Source organism: Actinokineospora sp. NPDC051303, assembly GCF_055586285.1.
The window spans coordinates 67,708-87,066 of record NZ_JBVJIN010000028.1; the positions used below are offsets into that span (position 1 = coordinate 67,708).

The window sequence follows — 19,359 nt, forward strand, 5'->3', positions numbered from 1 at the left end:
TGTGCGCTGTGCGCTGTGCGCTGTGCGCTGTGCGCTGTGCGCTGTGCGCTGTGCGCTGTGCGCTGTGCGCTGTGCGCTGTGCGCTGTGCGCTGTGCGCTGTGCGGCCGTGCTGCGTGCGGCGGTGCGCCGTGCGGCTATGTGGCGTGCGGAAAGCTCTGAAATCCGCTGTGACGCCACTGTTTGGTGGTGCCTACACGGCAAGTCGTGTGGTGTGGAGGGAGATCAGGCTGACAAGGCGAACGCCCCCTGGCCGGGAGGACGGCCGAGGGGGCGTTCTGGGGGGGAGAGTTCTAGTGGTGGACGTGTCGGCGACCGTAGAAGCCCGCGGTGATGGCGACGCCGATGGCGGCCAAGCCGACCTGGAAGACGATCTCGATCCAGTCGACACCCTTGGTCGTGCCGACGCCGACGGCGTTGGCCAGGGCGGTGCCCAGGAACGCGGCGACGATACCGACGACGATCGTCAGCCAAATCGGCAGTGACTGCTTGCCGGGGACCACCAGACGTCCCAGGGCGCCGACGATCAGACCGATGATCAACGCTGTGAAGATGCCGGTGACGGTCATGCCTTCTCCTTGATTCGGTTGGCTTCGATCAGGGAGTACCCCGGGTGGGCGTCACTCAAGCGGGCTTATCGGAAATGGGGCGATCACCAGGGCTGATGCGATCACCGCTGGTCGATCACTCGCGCCGCGACCACCGGTGCCGCGATCATCAGTGCTGCGATCACTAGTGCGCAGACCGCCCGGGCCCGGCCGACCTACGCTGCCGCGCATGGCGCAACGGGTGTGCTTCACGCTGCAGGTCGATCCTGCCCGGGTCGAGGAATACCGGGAGCGCCACCGGGAGGTCTGGCCGGAGATGCGGGCGGCCTTGAGCGCGGCCGGGTGGCGCAACTACTCCCTGTTCGTCCGGACGGACGGGACGCTGATCGGCTATGTCGAGTGCGACGACTTCGCCGCCGCCCGCGCCGCCATGGCACGGACGGACGTCAACGCGCGGTGGCAGGCTGAGATGGTCGGCTTCTTCCTTGCGCTCGACGGTGTCCGGCCCGATGACGCCATGACGCCGCTGCCCGAGGTGTTCCACCTGCCCTGACTGTCTAGTGTGGAGGGTTCGATGAGCGAGATCAAGGCCGCGCTTGCCGAGCAGCGGATCGAGACCCCGTCCTGGGGCTACGGCAACTCCGGCACCCGGTTCCGGGTGTTCCCGCAGCCCGGGGTGCCGCGCGACCCGTGGGAGAAGATCGACGACGCGGCGACCGTGCACCGGTTCACCGGTGTCGCTCCCACCGTCTCCCTGCACATCCCCTGGGACGCCGTGGACGACTACGCCGCCCTCGCCCGGCACGCCGAGGACCAGGGCGTGGCCATCGGCGCGATCAACGCCAACGTGTTCCAGGACGCGGCCTACGCGCTCGGCAGCGTCGCCAACCCCGATCCGGGGGTGCGGCGCAAGGCGGTCGACCACCTGCTCGACTGCGTCGACATCATGGACCGCACCGGCTCCCGCGACCTCAAACTCTGGTTCGCCGACGGCCTCAACTACCCCGGCCAGGACGACCTGCGCGCCCGCCAGGACCGGCTCGCCGACGCGCTGGCCGAGACCTACGCGCGGCTGGGGGAGGGGCAGCGGCTGCTGCTGGAGTACAAGCTGTTCGAGCCCGCCTTCTACGCCACCGACGTGCCCGACTGGGGCACCGCGTTCGCGCACTGCCTGCAACTCGGCCCGCGCGCCCAGGTCGTCATCGACACCGGCCACCACGCGCCGGGGACGAACATCGAGTTCATCGTCGCGTTCCTGCTGCGCGCCGGACGGCTGGGCGCGTTCGACTTCAACAGCCGGTTCTACGCCGACGACGACCTCATGGCAGGCGCGGCCGACCCGTTCCAACTGTTCCGGATCATGCACGAGATCGTGCGGGCCGACGCGCTCAAACCCGCGGCCGGGATCGCGTTCATGCTCGACCAGTGCCACAACATCGAACCGAAGATCCCCGCGGTGATCCGGTCGGTGATGAACGTGCAAGAGGCCACCGCGAAGACGCTGCTGGTCGACGCGGCCGCTCTCGCCAAAGCGCAGCAGGAAGGCGACGTGCTCGGCGCCAACGCCGTGCTGATGGACGCCTACAACACCGATGTCCGCCCGCTGCTCGCCGAACTGCGCGCCGACCAGGGACTCGACCCCGACCCGGTGGCCGCGTACCACCGCTCCGGACACGCCGCGCGGATAGCGGCCGAGCGGGTCGGCGGCGAGCAGGCGGGCTGGGGCGCGTGAGAGGGGAACCGGAGATGACCCATCCCGAGGTCGCGGCGCTGCTGGCCCGGGCCAACCGGCTCGGCGCGGACCCGCGCAACACCAACTACGCGGGCGGCAACGCCTCAGCCAAGGGCCAAGCCGAGGACCCGGTGACGGGGGAACCGGTGGACCTGTTGTGGGTCAAGGGGTCCGGCGGCGATCTCGGCACGCTCACCGCGTCCGGGCTGGCCGCGCTCCGCCTCGACCGGCTGCGGGCGCTGGCGACCACCTACCCCGGCGTCGAGCGCGAGGACGAGATGGTCGCCGCGTTCGACTACTGCCTGCACGGCAAGGGTGGCGCGGCCCCGTCGATCGACACCGCGATGCACGGCCTGCTCGACGCCGCGCACGTCGACCACCTGCACCCGGACGCGGGCATCGCGTTCGCCACCGCCGCCGACGGCGAGGCGCTGACCAAGGCGTGCTTCGGCGACCGGGTCGCCTGGGCGCCCTGGCGGCGGCCCGGTTTCCAGCTCGGCCTGGACATCGCCGCCGTCCGCGCGGCCAATCCGGCGGCGATCGGGGTGATCCTCGGCGGGCACGGCATCACCGCCTGGGGCGAGACCAGCGCGGACTGCGAGGCGAATTCCCGCGAGATCATCGCGCGCGCCCAGTCGTACCTGGATGAACACGGCGTCGCCGAGCCGTTCGGCGCGGAGATCCCCGGCTACGCGCCGCTGCCGATCGCCGAGCGGCACGCCCGGGCCGCCGCGCTGGCCCCGGTCGTGCGCGGCTTGGCCTCCACCGACAAGCGGCAAATCGGCCACTACACCGACAGCGCCGTCGTCCTGGACTTCCTGGCCCGCGAGAAGCACCCCGCGCTCGCCGCGCTCGGCACGTCCTGCCCGGACCACTTCTTGCGCACCAAGGTCCGCCCACTCGTCCTCGACCTGCCACCGACCGCCCCGATCGAGGACGCCATCACCCGGCTGCGTGAACTGCACGCCGCCTACCGTGACGACTACCGCGCCTACTACGACCGGCACGCCGACCCCGACAGCCCGCCAATGCGCGGAGCCGACCCGGCGATCGTGCTGGTGCCCGGGGTCGGGATGTTCAGCTTCGGCAAGGACAAGCAGACCGCGCGCGTCGCGGGCGAGTTCTACGTCAACGCGATCAACGTGATGCGTGGCGCGGAAGCGGTGTCCACCTACGCGCCGATCGAGGAGCGGGAGAAGTTCCGCATCGAGTACTGGGCGCTGGAAGAGGCCAAGCTGCGCCGGATGCCCCCGCCGAAACCCCTGGCGGGGCGGGTGGCCCTGGTGACCGGCGGCGGCTCCGGGATCGGGCGGGCCATCGCGCACCGGCTCGCGGCCGAGGGAGCCAGTGTCGTCGTCGCGGACCGCGACGCGGAGTCCGCCGAGCGGGTGGCGGGGGAGATCGGCGCGGTCGCGGTCACCGCGGACGTGACCGACGAGCGCGCCGTCGCCGCGGCCTTCCAGCGCGCCGCGCTCGCGTTCTGCGGCGTCGACCTGGTGGTCAACAACGCCGGTTTGTCGATCTCGAAATCGCTGCTCGACACCACCGCCGCCGACTGGGACCGCCAGCACGACGTGATGGCCAAGGGCTCGTTCCTGGTCTCCCGGGAGGCGGCGCGGCTGCTGATCGCCCAGGGCATGGGCGGCGACATCGTCTATATCTCCAGCAAGAACTCCGTGTTCGCCGGGCCGAACAACCTGGCCTACGGCGCGGCGAAAGCCGACCAGGCGCACCAGGTCCGGCTGCTGGCCGCCGAACTCGGCGAGCATGGAATCCGGGTCAACGGGGTCAACCCCGACGGCGTGGTGCGCGGGTCCGGGATCTTCGCGGGCGGCTGGGGCGCCCAGCGCGCGGCCGTCTACGGGGTGCCGGAAGCGGAACTGGGCGCGTTCTACGCCCAGCGCACGCTGCTCAAACGCGAGGTGCTGCCCGAGCACGTCGCCGCCGCGGTGTTCGCGCTGACCGGCGGCGACCTGTCGCACACGACCGGCCTGCACATCCCGGTCGACGCGGGCGTCGCCGCGGCGTTTCTGCGATGAGCACCGCCATCGCCGCGGTCGACCTCGGGGCGTCCAGCGGCCGGGTCATGGTCGGCCGGGTCGACCACGACCGGCTCACCCTGGCCGAGGTGACCCGGTTCCGCAACGGCGCGATCCGGGTTCACGGCACGCTGCACTGGGACATTCTGCGGCTCTATAGAGGCATTCTGGATGGTCTACGTGCCGCGGGACCCGGCTTGGCCAGCGTCGGCATCGACTCCTGGGCGGTCGACTACGGCCTCTTGGACGACAACGGCATGCTTATCGGCAACCCGGTAAGCCACCGCGACGACCGCACCCGCGAGGTCGCCCCGCGCGTGCGCGACGCCATCGGCGCGGAGACGCTGTACGAGACGACCGGCTTGCAGTACCTGCCGTTCAACACCCTCTATCAACTGGCCGTCGAACCGCGTCTCGCCCAGGCGGCCACGCTCCTGCTGATCCCGGACCTGCTTACCTACTGGCTCACCGGCGACCTCGGCACGGAACACACCAACGCGAGCACGACGCAGCTTCTCGACATCCACACCGGACAGTTCTCGCCCGCACTGCTCGCCCAGGTGTCGGCGCGCCCGTCGCTGTTCCCGCCGCTGCGCCTGCCCGGCAGCGGTCGCGGCTACCTGCTGCCGCACGTGCTCGCCTCGGCCGGGCTGACCGACCGGCTGCCGGTCACCACGGTCGCCTCGCACGACACCGCCTCGGCCGTGGTCGGCGTGCCCGCGGCGGGGGAGCGGTTCGGCTACGTCTCGTGCGGCACGTGGTCGCTGGTCGGGATCGAGCTGACCGCCCCCGTGCTCAGCGCGGAGAGCCGGGCGGCGAACTTCGCCAACGAGGGCGGCGTCGACGGCACCGTCCGGTACCTGCGCAACGTCATGGGCCTGTGGCTGCTCCAGGAGTGCCAGCGGGTCTGGGCGGGCCTGCCGCTCGACGCGCTGCTGGCCGACGCGGCGGCGCACACCGGGTCCGGCGCGGTCGTCGATCCCGACGACCCGGTGTTCCTGCCGCCGAACGAGGCGGGCGCGGACATGCCGACCAGGATCGCCGACTACTGCGCCCGCACCGGCCAGCCCGTTCCGCGCACCCCCGGCGAGATCACCCGGTGCGTTGTGGACAGTCTCGCCGCCGCTTACCGGCGCGCGTTGGACGACGCGCGCCGACTGTCCGGCCGGGACATCGACGTCGTGCACATCGTCGGCGGCGGGAGCCGCAACGCGCTGCTGTGCCAGGCGACGGCCGACGCGTGCGGGCTGCCGGTCGTCGCCGGGCCGGTCGAGGCCGCAGCCCTGGGCAATGTGCTCGTGCAGGCCCGGGGCATCGGCGCGGTCGCGGGCGACCTGCCCGTTCTGCGCGACCTGGTGCGCCGCACCCAGCCGCTGCGCCGCTACCGGCCGCGCAGCGCCTCGGCCGTGGCCTGATCGGCCGGGAAGAACGACTCGATGGCCAGCTCGGCGACGGTGATGTCCAGCGGCGTGCCGAACGTGGTCACCGTGCCGAAGAACGCGAGTTCGGCGTCGTGCGCCCGCAGCCGCAGCGGCACCACGACGTCGGCGGTGTGCTGGTCGATCTCCGGTTCCGGCTGCGCGCACGGGTACGCTGACAGCTCGTCGTGCAGCGCGGCCAGCTTCTCGTCCGCGGTGAGCGTGATCTGCCCGCGCAGCCGGGCCAGCAGGTGCGCGCGCCATTCGCCGAGGTTGACGATGCGCGACGCGAGGCCGTCGGGGTGCAGGCTGATCCGCAGCACGTTCGCGGGCGGCGCGAGCAGGCCGGGCGCGACGCCGTCGAGCAGGCTCCGCAGGCTGTCGTTCGCGTCGACCAGGTGCCAGCTCCGGTCGACGGCCACCGCCGGGTAGGGCTCGTGCCCGGTGAGGACCTGCCGCACCGCGGCCCGCACCGCGGTCATCCGGGGCGAGTCCAGCGCGGCCTGGCTGTAGACCGGCGCGTACCCGGCGGCCAGCAGCAGCTGGTTGCGCTCGCGCAGCGGCAGCCCGAGGATGTCGGACAGGTGCAGCACCATCTCCCGGCTCGGCGCGGACCGGCCGGTCTCCACGAAGCTCAGGTGCCGGGTCGAGACCTCCGCCTGGAGGGACAGGTCGAGCTGGCTGAGCCTGCGGTGCTCGCGCCACTGGCGGAGCAGCGCGCCGACCGAGCGCTCGGGTGCGTACGCCGTGGTCATGGCTCGACGCTACGGACCGGCGCGACGAACGGCGATTACCTCGTAGGTAAAGCACACTTGGCGTATGCGCTTCGCGGACCGACCCGAAGCGGGCCGAATCCTCGCCGCGCGGCTTGAGCACCTGCGCGAGTGGGACCCGGTCGTCCTCGGCCTCCCGCGCGGCGGCGTCCCGGTCGCCGCGGCGGTCGCCGACCGCCTTGGCGCGGACCTCGACATCGTGCTGGTCCGCAAGGTCGGCGCGCCCGGCTCCCCGGAACTGGCGGTCGGCGCGGTGGGCGAGGGCGGCGTGGTGGTGCGCGCCGCGGAAGTCCTGGCCATGCTGGAGCTGTCCTGGGCCCAGGTCAAGCCGTCGGTCGAACGCGCGAAAGCGGAGCTGCGCCGCCGCGCCGAGGTGCTGCGCGGCCCGGACGGCCCGTGCGACCTCACCGGCCGGACCGCCATCGTGGTCGACGACGGGGTGGCCACCGGCTCCACGGTCGGCGCCGCGGTCCAGGTGGTCCGCCACCTCGGGGCGGCGCGGGTGGTCCTCGCCGTCCCGGTTGCCCCCGAGGCCATCCTGGGGCACCTGCGCGCCATCGCCGACGAGTTCGTCTGCGTGCACGCCCCGGGCGACTTCGGCGCGGTCGGCCGCTGGTACGGCGACTTCACCCAGGTGACCGACGCCGAAGTGCGGGCCATCCTCGCCCGCTGAGCCCGCGTCACTCGACGCGCAGGCTCGCGTCGCGCACGGCCGGGCCGAGCACCTCCAGGATGCGGCGCATCGACGGCGGCGGGTTCCGCAGCACCAGGTGGTTGTCCTCGGGCAGGGTCCGGGCCACCCGCAGCAGAGTGATCACTCCGGACACATCGATGAAGTCCAGTTCGGCCAGGTCCAGGTGGACATCGCCGGAGGACTGCCTGCACAGGGCGAGCAGCAACTGCTCGAAGTCCGGTCGGTTGCTGAGATCGGCGTGGCCGGTGAGACGGGTGGGTCCGCCCGGGGTGGGCGCGGCGTCCACATCGGGCTTGGAGCGCGCCGGGGGCGGCGACTGCTGGTCAGTGATGGCAACCACCGCCTCCCGGGCGACGGTGGCGCGGGCCGCCGGGCGGCCTCGCGTCGTCGTGCACGGCCCACCCTCCCAGCGGCGTCGGAACCGAGTTGGCGGGGAGCCTACGCGGGACCGACGCCGCTGTCCCAGGTCCAAAGACCTCAGCCGAGCGGCTGGCTCAGGTCGTACACCGTCTCACCACCGATCGTGACCGCAGCGAAGTTCTCCCGCACCCAAGTCGAGATCTCGCCACCGCCGCCCGCGCGAGTCATGCCGCCGGGCACGTAGTAGCGGACCTGTCCGGCGGCGACATAGGACTGGAACCGCGCCAGGGTCGGCGCCGGGTCCCCGCCGGAGAACCCGCCGATGGGGATGACTGGGCGACCGCTGGCCAGTTGCAGGCTCGCCGCGCCCTGGGAGCCGGTGCTGGCCGCCGCCCAGGTCCCGGTCGTCGCGCGCAGCGCCGCCACCATCTCCGGGCTGACCTCGATACCCATCCGCCCAGTCATCATGGCGCCGTCCGCGCCCGCTGGCCCGGACATCGGCAGCGACCCGCTGTGCGGGACCGCCGTGGTGGCCAGGGTGTAGGCGGCCGTCCCGCCGAACCCGGCCACCAGCGCGGCGACCGTGACCGCCGCTGCGGCCCGCCGGAACTGGTGCGCGCCGACCGCGACCGCCGTGCTCGCGGCCACCCCGAAGACCGCGACGAGCCAGCGCAGCCACGGCAGCCACTCGCCGTCGCGAGTCAGCAGGGCGAAGCTCCACCCGGCCGCCACCGCCACCATCGTCGCCAGCACGATCCGGGCGGGCGCGTGGTCCCGGCCCCGCCACAGCTCCCGGGCGCAGACGGCGACCACGGCGGCGATCGCGGGCGCCAGCGCCACCGCGTAGTACGGGTGCGCGGTGCCCTCCATGAGGCTGAACACCGCCGCGGTCACCACGAGCCAGCCGCCCCACAGCACCAGCGCCGCCCGGGTCCGGTCGGTGCGCGGCGCGCGGCGGGTGAACCACAGGCCCGCGACCAGCCCGATCAGCGCCGTCGGCAGCAGCCAGGACACCTCGGAGCCGAACGCGGCGCCGAACATCCGCAGCCACCCGGTCTCGCCGCCGAACCCGGTGTTGCCCGCGGCGGGCGGCGCCATGCCGTTGCCGAAGATCCGCCCGAGCCCGTTGTAGCCCAGGGCCAGGTCCAACTCGGTGTTGTCGGTCGACCCGCCGATGTAGGGCCGCGACGCCGCTGGCCACAGATCGGCGACCGCGATGAACCAGCCCGCTGACGCGACCACCGCGACTCCCGCGCCCGCCAGGTGCAAGAGGCGCTTGCCCAGTCCTGTCGGCGCGGCGATCAGGTAGACCAAACCGAACGCCGGTAGCACCAAGAACGCCTGCATCATCTTGGTCAGGAACCCGAATCCGACAGCGGCGCCCGCGAGCAGCAGCCACTTCGGACTCGCCTTCTCCACCGCCCGCGCGGTGCAGTACGCGCCAGCCACCAGCAGCAGCACCAGCAGCGCGTCGGGATTGTTGAACTTGAACATCACCGCGCCCACCGGGGTGAGCGCGAGCCCCGCGCCCGCCAGCAGGCCCGCGCCCGGCCCGGACCAGCGGCGGACCGTCGCGTAGAGCAGCCACACCGCCGCCACGCCCGCGAGGGCCTGCGGCACGAGCATGCTCCACGCCGAGAAGCCGAAGATCCGCCCGGACAGCGCCATCAGCCAGATCGCCGCAGGCGGCTTGTCCACGGTGATCGTGTTGCCCGGGTCGAGGGAGCCGAAGAACAGCGCCTTCCAGTCCATGGTGCCCGCCTGGGCCGCGGCGGCGTAGAACTGGTTTCCCATGCCGGTCGCGCCGAGGTCCCACAGGTACAGCAGCGCGGTCGCGGCGAGCAGCGCGAGGAGAGCGGGCCGTTCCCAGCGCGGCGCGGGAGATGCGGGCGCGGCGGCCAGCGGGGCGGGCCGGGTCAGGGTGGCGGTCATCGGGGCGACTCCAGGGTCGGTTCGGTCGCGCGGCGGAACACCCAGCCGCGCAGCAGGAGGAAGCGCAGGACAGTGGCGAGCAGGTTCGCCGCGACCAGGACGACCACCTCGGTCGCCCGGCCCGGGGCGGTGAGCCCGTGCAGAAGCGCGAGCGCGCCGCTGGTCAGCCCGAGGCCGAGGAAGAACACCAGCAGCCCTTGGAACTGGTGCCGGGCCGCGCCCGCCGCGCCGCGCACGCCGAAGGTGACCCGCCGGTTGGCCGCGGTGTTGCCGACCGCGGTCACCAGCAGCGCCACCAGGTTCGCCGCCTGCGCGCCGACCTGGCCGCGCAGCAGCACGTACAGCGCCAGGTACGCCAGGGTGCTGACCACGCCCACGGCGGCGAACCGCACGACCTGGCGGGACAGTCCGCGCGGGACCCCCGGCGGGTCGGCGCTGATCGCGCCCCGGGCCAACTGCCCGCGCAGCTGGGCGATCGGCACCCGCCCGGTCACCAGCCCTCGGCCGAGCCGGGCGATGCCGCGCAGGTCGGCCAGCGCGGTGGCGACGATGTCGACGCGGCTGTCCGGGTCGTCCACCCAGTCCACCGGCACCTCGTGGATGCGCAGCCCCGCCCGCTGGGCCAGCACCAGCAGCTCGGTGTCGAAGAACCAGCCGGTGTCGGCGATGTGCGGCAGCAGCGCCCGCGCCACATCCGCCCGGATCGCCTTGAACCCGCACTGCGCGTCGGAGAACCGCGCCGCGAGGGCGCCGCGCAGCAGCAGGTTGTAGGCCCGCGAGATCACCTCCCGCTTCGGCCCGCGCACCACCCGGGCGCCCCGGGCGAGCCTGCTGCCGATGGCCACATCCGAGTGCCCGGAGACCAGCGCCGCCACCAGCGGCGAGAGCGCCGCCAGGTCAGTCGACAGATCGACGTCCATATAGGCCAGCACTTCGGCGTCCGAGTCGAGCCAGGTCGCGTGCAGCGCCCGGCCCCGCCCCTTCTGCTCCAGCCGCACGGCCCGCACCTCCGGCAGCTCCTCGGCCAGCCGCCGCGCGATGGCCCAGGTGCCGTCGACGCTGGCGTTGTCGGCCACGGTTATCCGGAACCGGTAAGGGAAATGGGCGTCGAGGTGGGCGTGCAGGCGGCGCACACTCGGTTCGAGGTCGCGCTCCTCGTTGTAGACCGGAACGACGACGTCGAGCACGGGAGCGGGCCCGGTAGTGCTAACCGGAGCGCGGACAGCGGACGGCAGGGAAATCTCGGTGGCGGTCATGGTCCCGACGATCGGGCCCGGCGCTGGGCGGTCCGTGTGTTCAGCCTGTGCGCCCGCTGTGCGCTTCACCGGCTCAGGTCGTACAGGGGGACCCCGTCGACCGTGGTGCTGTCGTAGTTCGCCTCGACCCAGGCGCTGATCCGGTGGGACGCGTCGCTGCCGCTCTCGGCGGGCATGAGCGTGCCCGCGATGAACCAGTGGATCCGCCGCTCGGCGACCAGCCGCTGGAACTCGTCCAGGGTGGGTGCCGGGTCGGTCCCGTTGAACCCGCCAACCGCCAGCACCGGAACCCGGGCGCCAAGCTGGTACCCGGCCGCGTTGTTGGACCCGACCACGGCCGCCGCCCACCGGTACTCGTGTGCTCCCGCCGCTAGCGCCGCCGCCACCTCGGCGGTCGGAGTCGGCGCGCCCAACAGCCCGCCGAAGCCGCCGCCACCGGCTCTGCCGCCGCCCACCGGAGCCGCGCCCGCGGGCCCGACCGAGGGCAACGCCCCCGAATGCGGCTGCGCGGCCGTGGCCACCGAATACGCCGCGGGCGCCAGCAACGCGGCGACGAGCGCGCACACGCCCACACCCCGGCCAACCGGCGCGGGCAGCACGGGAAGCAACACCGCCAGCGCGGCCGCCACCAGCCCGCCGAACAGCACCAGCGGCCGCAACCACGGCAGCCACTCACCCTCCCGCGCCAACAGGAGTGACGCCTCCACCGCTGTCACCGCGATCCCCGCCGCCAACACCCCCACGACCGCGGGCTCGCTGCGCCGCCGCCACGCCACAACCGCCCCGATCCCCACCAGGCCAGCGACAGCGGGCGCCAACGCGACCGCGTAATAGGGGTGGATGATCCCGTCCATCTGGCTGAACACGACGCCGGTCACCACCAGCCACCCGCCCCACAGCAGCAACCCGGCCCGCGTCCGATCGGTGCGCGGCGCCCGGCGGGTCAGCCACAGCCCACCTGCCAGCGCGAGCAGCGCGGCGGGCAGCAACCAGGCGATCTCACTTCCCATCTCGCCGTCGAACAGCCGGGTCCACCCCGGCTGCCCCCACCCGGCGCCCCCGCCGACACTGCCGACCTCGTCCCCGGTCAACCGCCCCAACCCGTTGTACCCCAAGGCGAGTTCGATCACGCTGTTGGTCTGCGACCCACCGATGTAGGGCCTGCTCCCCGCCGGAACCAGCTCCACAACCGCGACCCACCATCCCCCCGCGACCACCACCGCCCCCAGCGCCGCCCCCAGATGCGCGATCCGCCTCCCCACCCCCACCGGCGCCGCGACCAGATAAACCAGCCCGAACGCGGGCAAAACCAAAAACGCCTGCATCATCTTGGTGAGAAACCCGAACCCCACCGCCACCCCCGCGAGCGTCAACCACCCAAAACCAGGTTTCTCCACCGCCCGCACAACGCAATAAGCCCCCGCGACAAGCAACAACACCAACAACGCGTCCGGATTATTGAACCGAAACATCAACGCGGCCACCGGCGTCACCGCCAACGCCCCCGCCGCCAACAACCCGCCCCCCACCCCAAACCACCGCCGAACACCGGCGTAAAGCAGCCACACCGCCCCCACCCCAGCCAGCGCCTGCGGCAGCAACACACTCCACGGGTGCAGCCCAAACACCCGCACCGACACCCCCATCAACCACACCGACGCAGGCGTCTTATCAACAGTAATCCCACCCGCCGAATCCGTAGCGGCGAAAAACAACGCCGACCAACTCTCCGCCCCAGCCTGAGCGGCAGCCGAGTAATAGGCGTTGGCCCACCCCGACCTCCCCAAATCCCGCAGATAAAGCGCAGCAACCCCCACCATCAAGGCGCCAACCGCAACCCGCTCCCCATACCTCCGCCCCACCCCAACAGCGGACAATGAAGGCCCAACACGTCCCACAACAACCGTCATGCCCCCACGTTCCCGACCCAGCCTTTGCGCCCCGTGTGCCCCACCTGTGCGCCCGCTGTGCGCAGCGACCCCCGATCGTCAAGCCGCAACCAACCTGCCAGGCAGCACCACCCCCGCCAGGCACTCCATGGGACGGAACAGCAAACCTTGCCCGACTGCCAGTCGCACCTAACGCTGCCAGGTGCTCGATGGGGTGGAGTGGTTTCTCTGGGGGAGAAGGAAGATCGCTAAGCTGGCTGCGCGCGTGTGAGGCCGTAGGCTTCCCACCCGTCTTTCACACGGCGATCTTCCTTCGTAGGGGCCCCAGAGAAACCACTCCACCCCATCGAGCAACCCCACGAAAGCCGGGAACCAAGCAGACCCACGCGAACCCCATCGAGCCCACCCAAGCTCACCCCGCAAGCTCACCCCGAAGCCGCACAGTAAAAACCGTCGACCCAGGCGAACTCTCAACCTCCACCACCCCAGAATGCGCCTGCACCACAGCCGACACAATCGCCAACCCAAGCCCAGTGCCCCCCTGAGCCCGCGACCGAGACTCATCCCCCCGAGCAAACCGCTCAAACACCTCTGGCAACAAATCCCCAGGAATCCCCGGCCCGTCATCGGCAACAGAGAGCACAACCTCACCCCCATCCCGAACAAGCCGCACCGTGACCGTCGTCCCCCCAGGAGTATGCGTCGAAGCATTAGCCAGCAAATTCGCCACAACCTGATGCAGCCGAGCCTGATCCCCCACCGCGAGAACCGGTTCGGCAGGCAGATCAAGCCGCCACCGGTGATCAGGACCAGCGACCTGGGCATCCCCCACCGCGTCCACAACCAACCGAGAAAGGTCAACCGTCTCATAAAGCAACGGCCGCCCGGAATCAAGCCGGGCGAGCAGCAGCAGGTCCTCAACCAACGCCGTCATCCGCTGAGCCTCGGATTCCACCCGGGACACAGCGTGCGCGATATCCGGCGGCACCTCGTCCCCCCGCCGCCGGGCAAGCTCGGCATAACCGCGGATCGCGGCCAGCGGCGTGCGCAGTTCATGGCTGGCGTCGGCAACGAACTGCCGGACCCGGGTCTCGCTGGCGTGCCGGGCGCTGAGCGCGTTGCCGATGTGCCCGAGCATCCTGTTCAGCGCCGACCCGACCTGTCCGACTTCAGTGCCCGGGTCCGTGTCCGCCTTGGGCACCCGCACCGACAGCGCCACCTCGCCCTGGTCCAGTGGCAGTTCCGCGACTCGCCGGGCGGTCGCGGCCATCCGGTCCAGCGGCCGCAGGGTCCTGCGGACGATCACCGCGCCCGCGGCGCCCGCCACGGTCAGGCCGAGCAGCGACACACCGCCCAGCACGAGCCCGGTGGTCCACAGGGTCTGGTTCAGCGCCTCGGTCGGGAGCCCGGTGATGACCACGCCGCCTTGCGCGGTCGGCACCGCCATCAGCCGGTACTGGCCGAGTTCGCCGAGGTCGCGGTCGTGCGCCTGGCTGTCCACCGGCAGCGCGGCGAGGATTTTGTGCAGGTCGGCGGGGATGGCCAGGCTGCGGCCGGTGGGCGGCTGGCGCATCGCGCTGAGCACGACGCCGCGGTAGATGGAGGCGTTGAGGGTGCCGGGGCCCTGGCCGGGGGCGTCGATCGGCGGCCTGCCCGGCGGGCCCGGCATCGGGCCGCGCATGACGTACTCGGCCGCGCGGGTGCTGGCGTCGGTGAGCTGGTCGTCAAGCTGGCGGATCAGGAACGCGCGCAGACCGACCACCGTCACCACGCCGATGACCAGGCAGACCAGCGCCAGCAGCACCACCTGCTCCGCGACGAGCCTGGTGCGCAGCGAGAGCGTCCGGCTCGGCCGCGTTCCGCGCGCGGCCGGTCTACCCGGCGGGCTTGAGGACATATCCGGCGCCCCGCATCGTGTGGATCATCGGCGCCCGTCCGGCGTCGATCTTCTTGCGCAGGTAGGAGATGTAGAGCTCGACGATGTTGGCCTGGCCGCCGAAGTCGTAGTTCCAGACCCGGTCGAGAATCTGGGTCTTGCTCAGCACCCGGCGCGGGTTGCGCATCAGGAACCGCAGCAGCTCGAACTCGGTCGCGGTCAGCGTGATCTCCTGGCCGCCGCGGAACACCTCGCGGGTGTCCTCGTCCAGGGTGAGGTCGCCGACGACCAGCGCCGCGCCCGCGTTCGCCTCGGTGACCCCGGTGCGGCGCATCAGCGCGCGCAGCCGCAGCACGACCTCCTCGACGCTGAACGGCTTGGTCACGTAGTCGTCGCCGCCCGCGGTGAGCCCGGCGATGCGGTCCTCCACGGCGTCCTTGGCCGTCAGGAACAGCACCGGCAGGGAGCCAGCTTCGGCGCGCATTCGGCGCAGGACCTCCAGGCCGTCGAAGTCGGGCAGCATCACGTCGAGGACCACGGCGTCCGGTTTGAACTCGCGGGCCGCCCGGACGGCGGTGGCGCCGTCGAGGGCGCTGCGCACCTCCCACCCCTCGTAGCGCAGCGCGAGGGTGACCAACTCGGCGAGGGTCGGCTCGTCGTCGACGACGAGGACGCGAACGGGTTGGCCATCGGGCCTGCGCAGCTCTGGGCGGGTGTTCACCGGCATGGCCCCATCGTGCGGCGTCGGCATGGGGCGCGCCTGTGCCGAACCTGTGCGTGGGCTGTGACATCGGCGTGGGTCGGGCAGGTCATAGCCGACGCCAACCGGGCGCACAGCAAGCGCACAGGCTGGGGCGCGACGGTGGCGCTACCGGCGGCACGAGGTCCCGGTGGACGTACGGAGGAACCATGACCGAGCAGCCCGCGCAGCCCGCCGACCAGCAGCAGCCCGCCTGGGGTGGGCCGGTGCCGGAGCGCACGCAGCCGCGGTGGTCGGTGAAGAAGACCGCGGTGGCGGCCGCGGTCGCGGTGGGCATCGCCGTCGGCGGCGGCTTCGCCGTGTACGCCGCGAGCGGCGCGGTCGCCGACCCCCGGGGCAGGCCCGGCGGCGCCATGATGATGGTCGGCGCGGCGCCGATGAACGCCCTGCACGGCGAATTCGTCATCTCCGACGGCAAGGGCGGCTACACCACCCAGCTCGTCCAGACTGGCGAGGTGACGGCGCTGAGCGACACGTCCGTCACGGCCAAGAGCGAGGACGGCTACACCAAGACCTACGCGATCGACGCCGACACCGTCCGGTCCTCGGTCAAGACCGGCGACCAGGTCATGATCACCGCGACGCCCGATGGCGACACCGCGACCGCCGACTCGATCACCGACGCCACGACTGCCCGCCGGGGCGGTCCAATGGTGCGGCAGGGCGGTCCCGGCGGTGTCCAGCAGGGCGTCCCGCCGCGCACGGACGGCGGCGCCGAGCCGACCCGCTGACGCGGTCACTTGTCGACCGGGTCCACCACTTTGGACGCCGCGGTGATGATGGACCACAGCGGACTGCGGGTGCGCTCGTAGTAGACCCGGCGGTTGGCGGGCTCCCGGTGCTCGGTGAGCATGCCCAGGTCGACCAGCCTGGTCAGCTCCACTCCGCAGGCGCTCTGGGCGATCACCGTCTTCGGCGGCTCGGACTGGAAGAACCGCGGCCCGGCGTGCTGGTGGATCCACAGCGCGAGCCGCAGCCTGCTGGGCCTGCCGAACAGCAGTCGGCCCACGTCACCCGCGTCCATGTGATCGCTCCTGACTTAGCGCTAGGCGAAATCAGGTATCAAGATAGCGTCCGATGATCGACTTGTCGAGGGCGGGCGTCGGAGGGGTGGGGGAAGGGGAGGTTCGGTGCGGACCGAAAAAATAGGCGATAAGCCCCATTGGAGATGATATTCACCGAGATGAGTGGATTTTTTCGACCCGGGTGATCGCCATTCTTGACAACGCGTGCGCGCGGGATCGCCGAGCGGAATCAGCGGACGCCGCGCGGACGGAACTGGATGCTGATCCTCGGGCCGACCGGCCGGGTCGTCTTCGGGACGGCGTGCTCCCAGGTGCGCTGGCAGGACCCGCCCATCACCAGCAGGTCGCCGTGGCCGACCGGGAACCGCAGCGTCTCCCCGCCGCCCCGGGGGCGCAGCAGCAGCGGGCGGGGAGCGCCGACCGAGACGATGGCGACCAGCGTGTCCTCGCGCGCGCCCCGGCCGGTGTTGTCGCCGTGCCAGGCGACACTGTCCCGCCCGTCCCGGTAAAAGCACAGGCCAGCGGTCGCGAAGCGCTCTTGGTAATGGGCTTCGAGCGCCGCGCGGGCGGTGGTCAGCAGCGGGTCCGGCAGGGGCGCGCCCTCGCCGTAGAAGCTGAGCAGGCGGGGGACTTCGACCACCGAGTCGTACATCCGCCTGCGCTCGGCCTGCCACGGCACCCGCTCGGCGAGTCGGGCGAACAGGTCGTCCGCGCCGCGCAGCCAACCCGGCAGCGAATCGACCCAGGCGCCCCCGTCGAGGGACTTTCGCTCGATCTTGGTGAGCGGGCTGACGCCGTCGCCGTCATCGAGCAGGGAGCCCTGGAAAGCGATCGTCATGCCCACACCGTACCTCGAACAGGTGTTCTAATTTAATCCTTCTCGGCAAAAATCTGTCACACTGGCGAGTGGCGACGTCGACTCCTCCCTCATGATTCCCAAACCTCGGCAGGTCGACGCGGACATATAGTCGAAGGTCTATGTTTCGTGTCGTCGTGATCGGGGTAGTCGGTCTCGCCGGATCCGCGCCCGCCGGAGAATCGAGGTACCCCATGGCCATCACCGCCGCGCCCACTCACATGCCGGTGACCCTTCCCGTACGCCCGCTGCCCGCGACCGCCCCCGAGCCAGAACGGCTGGGAGCCCGGTTGCAGGCCGCGATCGACCGCGCGCTGGCCCGCCCGTCCGCCGCGGAGGCGGAACTGCGGGCCGGTCTCGCGTGGACGGCCGCCTGCGGCGAGACCTGCCGCATCACCCGACCGGTCGACGACGTCCGCCGGGCGATCGAGGCGTACCGCGCCGGCGACGGCGCTTCCGCGCGCGTCGCGCTCCGCGACGCCCTGATCGGGTTGCGGGACGCGCCGTTCGTGCCCGTGCCCAGGACCGAGCCGCGCCCGCCGCGCCGCCGGTCCAAGTGAGACTCGTTTTCATCACTCGGTCGAGTGGAGCAGGGCCCGCCGACTCGGTTCCAGGCCGCTAATCGGGCAATCTCAGAGGACTGGCTCAACGAAGCGCCGGATCTGGGAGATGCATATGACACGGCAACTGGACGCGCCCCCCTTCCCGGGATCCCCCTCCCCGGGCCTCGACCTCCGTCACGCCGTCGACGCCGCCCTGGCGGCGCTCATCACGCCGCTGACACCCGCCTCGGCCAGAGCACTGGCTGACGACTTGCTCGGCGCGCTGGCACGAACGGCCGCCACCGGCGACACGTGCCTGGTCCTCGGCGCGGCCGAGGCGGTCGCCGTCGCCCGGGTCAACCTGGCGGCCGGACAAGAGCCCGCCGCCCGCGCCGCGCTGGTGCGGGCCCGGGGACTCCTAGACCGCAGAGACCGCTGACCGCAGGCGGATCACCGTCCCAACGCCGGGACGGCACCCCGCCAATGACCGATCACCTAACGACCGACCGTCAACGTCGTAGCGGCTGTCGCCAGCAGAGACAGCAACTCTTTCAACGGCGTCCCGGAAAGCCGATCCCGCCAGTCATCGGCCACCCCTGTCAGCCGCACTCCGTCACCAGATGTGTCGATCGAGGTCAACCGAAACCCCGTGGGCACCCCGGGAACGGCCACCCCAATCGGCCGCACCCCCCGAGGCACCCGCACCCGAACCCCCGCGACCCGCGCGGCCACCGGGGTCAACCACACCCGCCCATCCTCAACCGCGAGCACCGTCTCCACAGCCCCCGGCCACCGCCCCCAAGACACCACCGGCACCTCAGCGAACCGCACCCTCACCCCAGGCCGAGCAGCGGCGACCACCCGAGCCGCCACCTCCGCCGCGATCTCCACCTCGACCCGCACCGACTCGGCGCTCACCACCGTCGACATAGGCCCGGCGAACCGCAAATCCCGCCAAGTCACCACCACCCGCGACAGCGGCACCCCAGGCCACCCCACGTCTTCAGCAGTGAAGCACACCGCATCCACCCGCCCCTGAGCCAACCGAAGCGTGTCACTGTCGCTACGCACACCAACCACAGTCATCGACACGTCACGCCCACCAACCCGCACGGTGATCCGCCTACCCTGCAAGCGATCCGCCGTCACCCGCACCGCCGCGTCCAACACCCCCGCCGGACTAGTGGGCACGCCCGCCAACAACCCAGAAGAGAACAACCCAGAAGGCAACAACGCCCGCCCCACCGACAGCACGGCATCCACCCCACGCCCCGAAAACCACCCGTCGAACGGGCTACTCACCGACCACCTCACCCATGCCACTCACCGGGCCACCCCTAACCGGTTCGACGACCCACCTGCCAGCCAAGCCGACCCTCCCAGACACCAGACAGGGAGTGGGGGAGCGGGGAGCCGCACCACCTTCCTGCCCACCCACACCCCCGAAGCCGCCAGAGATACCGAGGGCGAACCCGCCCCCCAACGAAGCCGAACCAACGCCCGCCCAGTGCTCGACGGGTGAAGCAGCAAACCCACGCCCCCACGAGACCGCACCCGCGCTCGCCCGGTGCTCGATGGGGTGGAGTGGTTTCTTTGGGGGTGAAGGAAGATCCCTAAACTCGCCGTGGTCGTGGGGCCGTAGGCTCCCCACCCGTCTTTCC

19 protein-coding genes are annotated in these 19,359 nt (G+C 71.7%); 8 read left to right on the plus strand and 11 right to left on the minus strand.

Annotated features, from left to right (window positions below; genetic code table 11):
• Window positions 1–291 precede the first annotated feature (291 nt).
• The gene (locus ACZ6SD_RS21455) at window positions 292–567 is read right to left on the minus strand and encodes a GlsB/YeaQ/YmgE family stress response membrane protein (RefSeq protein WP_091447106.1); all 276 of its coding nucleotides are present in this window, start codon (window positions 565–567) and stop codon (window positions 292–294) included.
• A gap of 208 nt (window positions 568–775) precedes the next feature.
• On the opposite strand from ACZ6SD_RS21455, the gene ACZ6SD_RS21460 reads away from it, so the two are divergent.
• From ACZ6SD_RS21460 to ACZ6SD_RS21475, 4 genes are read left to right on the plus strand one after another with little or no spacing between them, the layout of a single operon-like run.
• Entirely contained in the window at window positions 776–1,099 is a 324-nt protein-coding gene (locus tag ACZ6SD_RS21460) for an L-rhamnose mutarotase (protein WP_465318733.1), read from the plus strand.
• A gap of 21 nt (window positions 1,100–1,120) precedes the next feature.
• Window positions 1,121–2,278: an L-rhamnose isomerase gene (gene rhaI / locus ACZ6SD_RS21465; protein WP_465318734.1), complete on the plus strand. Its 1,158-nt coding sequence runs from the start codon at window positions 1,121–1,123 to the stop codon at window positions 2,276–2,278.
• Between the two features lie 14 nt (window positions 2,279–2,292).
• Complete coding sequence (locus ACZ6SD_RS21470) at window positions 2,293–4,317, plus strand: bifunctional aldolase/short-chain dehydrogenase (protein WP_465318735.1); 2,025 nt, start codon at window positions 2,293–2,295, stop codon at window positions 4,315–4,317.
• On the plus strand, window positions 4,314–5,732 hold the full coding sequence (locus ACZ6SD_RS21475; protein ID WP_465318736.1) for a rhamnulokinase: 1,419 nt from the start codon (window positions 4,314–4,316) through the stop codon (window positions 5,730–5,732). Before ACZ6SD_RS21470 ends, ACZ6SD_RS21475 begins: the two co-directional genes overlap by 4 nt.
• Here ACZ6SD_RS21475 and ACZ6SD_RS21480 read toward each other — a convergent pair.
• The gene (locus tag ACZ6SD_RS21480) at window positions 5,699–6,490 is read right to left on the minus strand and encodes a helix-turn-helix domain-containing protein (protein ID WP_465318737.1); all 792 of its coding nucleotides are present in this window, start codon (window positions 6,488–6,490) and stop codon (window positions 5,699–5,701) included. The genes ACZ6SD_RS21475 and ACZ6SD_RS21480 overlap by 34 nt on opposite strands.
• Window positions 6,491–6,554: 64 nt before the next feature.
• Here ACZ6SD_RS21480 and ACZ6SD_RS21485 point away from each other — a divergent pair, with 64 nt between their 5' ends.
• Window positions 6,555–7,181, plus strand: coding sequence for a phosphoribosyltransferase (locus ACZ6SD_RS21485; RefSeq protein ID WP_465318738.1), 627 nt, complete (start codon window positions 6,555–6,557; stop codon window positions 7,179–7,181).
• Window positions 7,182–7,188: 7 nt separating this feature from the next.
• Here ACZ6SD_RS21485 and ACZ6SD_RS21490 read toward each other — a convergent pair whose 3' ends face one another.
• The 6 genes from ACZ6SD_RS21490 to ACZ6SD_RS21515 form a co-directional block, all read right to left on the minus strand.
• A complete protein-coding gene (locus ACZ6SD_RS21490; protein ID WP_465318739.1) occupies window positions 7,189–7,542 on the minus strand; it encodes an STAS domain-containing protein in 354 nt (117 codons plus the stop codon).
• Window positions 7,543–7,679: 137 nt separating this feature from the next.
• Complete coding sequence (locus ACZ6SD_RS21495) at window positions 7,680–9,494, minus strand: glycosyltransferase family 39 protein (RefSeq protein WP_465318740.1); 1,815 nt, start codon at window positions 9,492–9,494, stop codon at window positions 7,680–7,682.
• Window positions 9,491–10,750 (minus strand): bifunctional glycosyltransferase family 2/GtrA family protein, encoded by a 1,260-nt coding sequence (locus ACZ6SD_RS21500; protein WP_465318741.1) that lies wholly within the window; start codon window positions 10,748–10,750, stop codon window positions 9,491–9,493. Before ACZ6SD_RS21500 ends, ACZ6SD_RS21495 begins: the two co-directional genes overlap by 4 nt.
• 65 nt (window positions 10,751–10,815) lie before the next feature.
• Window positions 10,816–12,570, minus strand: coding sequence for an ArnT family glycosyltransferase (locus ACZ6SD_RS21505; protein WP_465318742.1), 1,755 nt, complete (start codon window positions 12,568–12,570; stop codon window positions 10,816–10,818).
• A gap of 481 nt (window positions 12,571–13,051) precedes the next feature.
• Complete coding sequence (locus ACZ6SD_RS21510) at window positions 13,052–14,536, minus strand: sensor histidine kinase (protein WP_465318744.1); 1,485 nt, start codon at window positions 14,534–14,536, stop codon at window positions 13,052–13,054.
• Window positions 14,514–15,242: a response regulator transcription factor gene (locus ACZ6SD_RS21515; RefSeq protein ID WP_465318745.1), complete on the minus strand. Its 729-nt coding sequence runs from the start codon at window positions 15,240–15,242 to the stop codon at window positions 14,514–14,516. Before ACZ6SD_RS21515 ends, ACZ6SD_RS21510 begins: the two co-directional genes overlap by 23 nt.
• A 182-nt stretch (window positions 15,243–15,424) precedes the next feature.
• On the opposite strand from ACZ6SD_RS21515, the gene ACZ6SD_RS21520 reads away from it, so the two are divergent.
• Entirely contained in the window at window positions 15,425–16,006 is a 582-nt protein-coding gene (locus ACZ6SD_RS21520) for a hypothetical protein (protein WP_465318746.1), read from the plus strand.
• A 5-nt stretch (window positions 16,007–16,011) separates the two neighbouring features.
• On the opposite strand, the gene ACZ6SD_RS21525 is transcribed toward ACZ6SD_RS21520, so the two are convergent.
• Together ACZ6SD_RS21525 and ACZ6SD_RS21530 are read right to left on the minus strand one after the other, a co-directional pair.
• A complete protein-coding gene (locus tag ACZ6SD_RS21525) occupies window positions 16,012–16,299 on the minus strand; it encodes a hypothetical protein (RefSeq protein ID WP_035279700.1) in 288 nt (95 codons plus the stop codon).
• Window positions 16,300–16,529: 230 nt separating this feature from the next.
• Window positions 16,530–17,138 (minus strand): alpha-ketoglutarate-dependent dioxygenase AlkB, encoded by a 609-nt coding sequence (locus ACZ6SD_RS21530; RefSeq protein WP_465318747.1) that lies wholly within the window; start codon window positions 17,136–17,138, stop codon window positions 16,530–16,532.
• 212 nt (window positions 17,139–17,350) lie between these two features.
• Between ACZ6SD_RS21530 and ACZ6SD_RS21535 the strand changes: the two genes are divergently transcribed.
• Together ACZ6SD_RS21535 and ACZ6SD_RS21540 are read left to right on the plus strand one after the other, a co-directional pair.
• Window positions 17,351–17,716, plus strand: a complete 366-nt coding sequence (locus ACZ6SD_RS21535; protein WP_465318748.1) for a hypothetical protein — start codon at window positions 17,351–17,353, stop codon at window positions 17,714–17,716.
• 115 nt (window positions 17,717–17,831) lie between these two features.
• Window positions 17,832–18,137, plus strand: a complete 306-nt coding sequence (locus tag ACZ6SD_RS21540; RefSeq protein ID WP_465318749.1) for a hypothetical protein — start codon at window positions 17,832–17,834, stop codon at window positions 18,135–18,137.
• A gap of 56 nt (window positions 18,138–18,193) precedes the next feature.
• On the opposite strand, the gene ACZ6SD_RS21545 is transcribed toward ACZ6SD_RS21540, so the two are convergent.
• A complete protein-coding gene (locus ACZ6SD_RS21545) occupies window positions 18,194–18,682 on the minus strand; it encodes a hypothetical protein (protein WP_465318750.1) in 489 nt (162 codons plus the stop codon).
• Between the last annotated feature and the right edge of the window lie 677 nt (window positions 18,683–19,359).

What these genes read in the sequence shown, in the direction of transcription:
- ACZ6SD_RS21455 (WP_091447106.1), bottom strand. Translation starts at nt 567, where the DNA reads ATGACCGTCACCGGCATCTTCACAGCGTTGATCATCGGTCTGATCGTC.
- ACZ6SD_RS21460 (WP_465318733.1), top strand. Translation starts at nt 776, where the DNA reads ATGGCGCAACGGGTGTGCTTCACGCTGCAGGTCGATCCTGCCCGGGTC.
- rhaI (WP_465318734.1), top strand. Translation starts at nt 1,121, where the DNA reads ATGAGCGAGATCAAGGCCGCGCTTGCCGAGCAGCGGATCGAGACCCCG.
- ACZ6SD_RS21470 (WP_465318735.1), top strand. Translation starts at nt 2,293, where the DNA reads ATGACCCATCCCGAGGTCGCGGCGCTGCTGGCCCGGGCCAACCGGCTC.
- ACZ6SD_RS21475 (WP_465318736.1), top strand. Translation starts at nt 4,314, where the DNA reads ATGAGCACCGCCATCGCCGCGGTCGACCTCGGGGCGTCCAGCGGCCGG.
- ACZ6SD_RS21480 (WP_465318737.1), bottom strand. Translation starts at nt 6,490, where the DNA reads ATGACCACGGCGTACGCACCCGAGCGCTCGGTCGGCGCGCTGCTCCGC.
- ACZ6SD_RS21485 (WP_465318738.1), top strand. Translation starts at nt 6,555, where the DNA reads ATGCGCTTCGCGGACCGACCCGAAGCGGGCCGAATCCTCGCCGCGCGG.
- ACZ6SD_RS21495 (WP_465318740.1), bottom strand. Translation starts at nt 9,494, where the DNA reads ATGACCGCCACCCTGACCCGGCCCGCCCCGCTGGCCGCCGCGCCCGCA.
- ACZ6SD_RS21500 (WP_465318741.1), bottom strand. Translation starts at nt 10,750, where the DNA reads ATGACCGCCACCGAGATTTCCCTGCCGTCCGCTGTCCGCGCTCCGGTT.
- ACZ6SD_RS21505 (WP_465318742.1), bottom strand. Translation starts at nt 12,570, where the DNA reads ATGGTGGGGGTTGCTGCGCTTTATCTGCGGGATTTGGGGAGGTCGGGG.
- ACZ6SD_RS21510 (WP_465318744.1), bottom strand. Translation starts at nt 14,536, where the DNA reads ATGTCCTCAAGCCCGCCGGGTAGACCGGCCGCGCGCGGAACGCGGCCG.
- ACZ6SD_RS21515 (WP_465318745.1), bottom strand. Translation starts at nt 15,242, where the DNA reads ATGCCGGTGAACACCCGCCCAGAGCTGCGCAGGCCCGATGGCCAACCC.
- ACZ6SD_RS21520 (WP_465318746.1), top strand. Translation starts at nt 15,425, where the DNA reads ATGACCGAGCAGCCCGCGCAGCCCGCCGACCAGCAGCAGCCCGCCTGG.
- ACZ6SD_RS21525 (WP_035279700.1), bottom strand. Translation starts at nt 16,299, where the DNA reads ATGGACGCGGGTGACGTGGGCCGACTGCTGTTCGGCAGGCCCAGCAGG.
- ACZ6SD_RS21530 (WP_465318747.1), bottom strand. Translation starts at nt 17,138, where the DNA reads ATGACGATCGCTTTCCAGGGCTCCCTGCTCGATGACGGCGACGGCGTC.
- ACZ6SD_RS21535 (WP_465318748.1), top strand. Translation starts at nt 17,351, where the DNA reads ATGGCCATCACCGCCGCGCCCACTCACATGCCGGTGACCCTTCCCGTA.
- ACZ6SD_RS21540 (WP_465318749.1), top strand. Translation starts at nt 17,832, where the DNA reads ATGACACGGCAACTGGACGCGCCCCCCTTCCCGGGATCCCCCTCCCCG.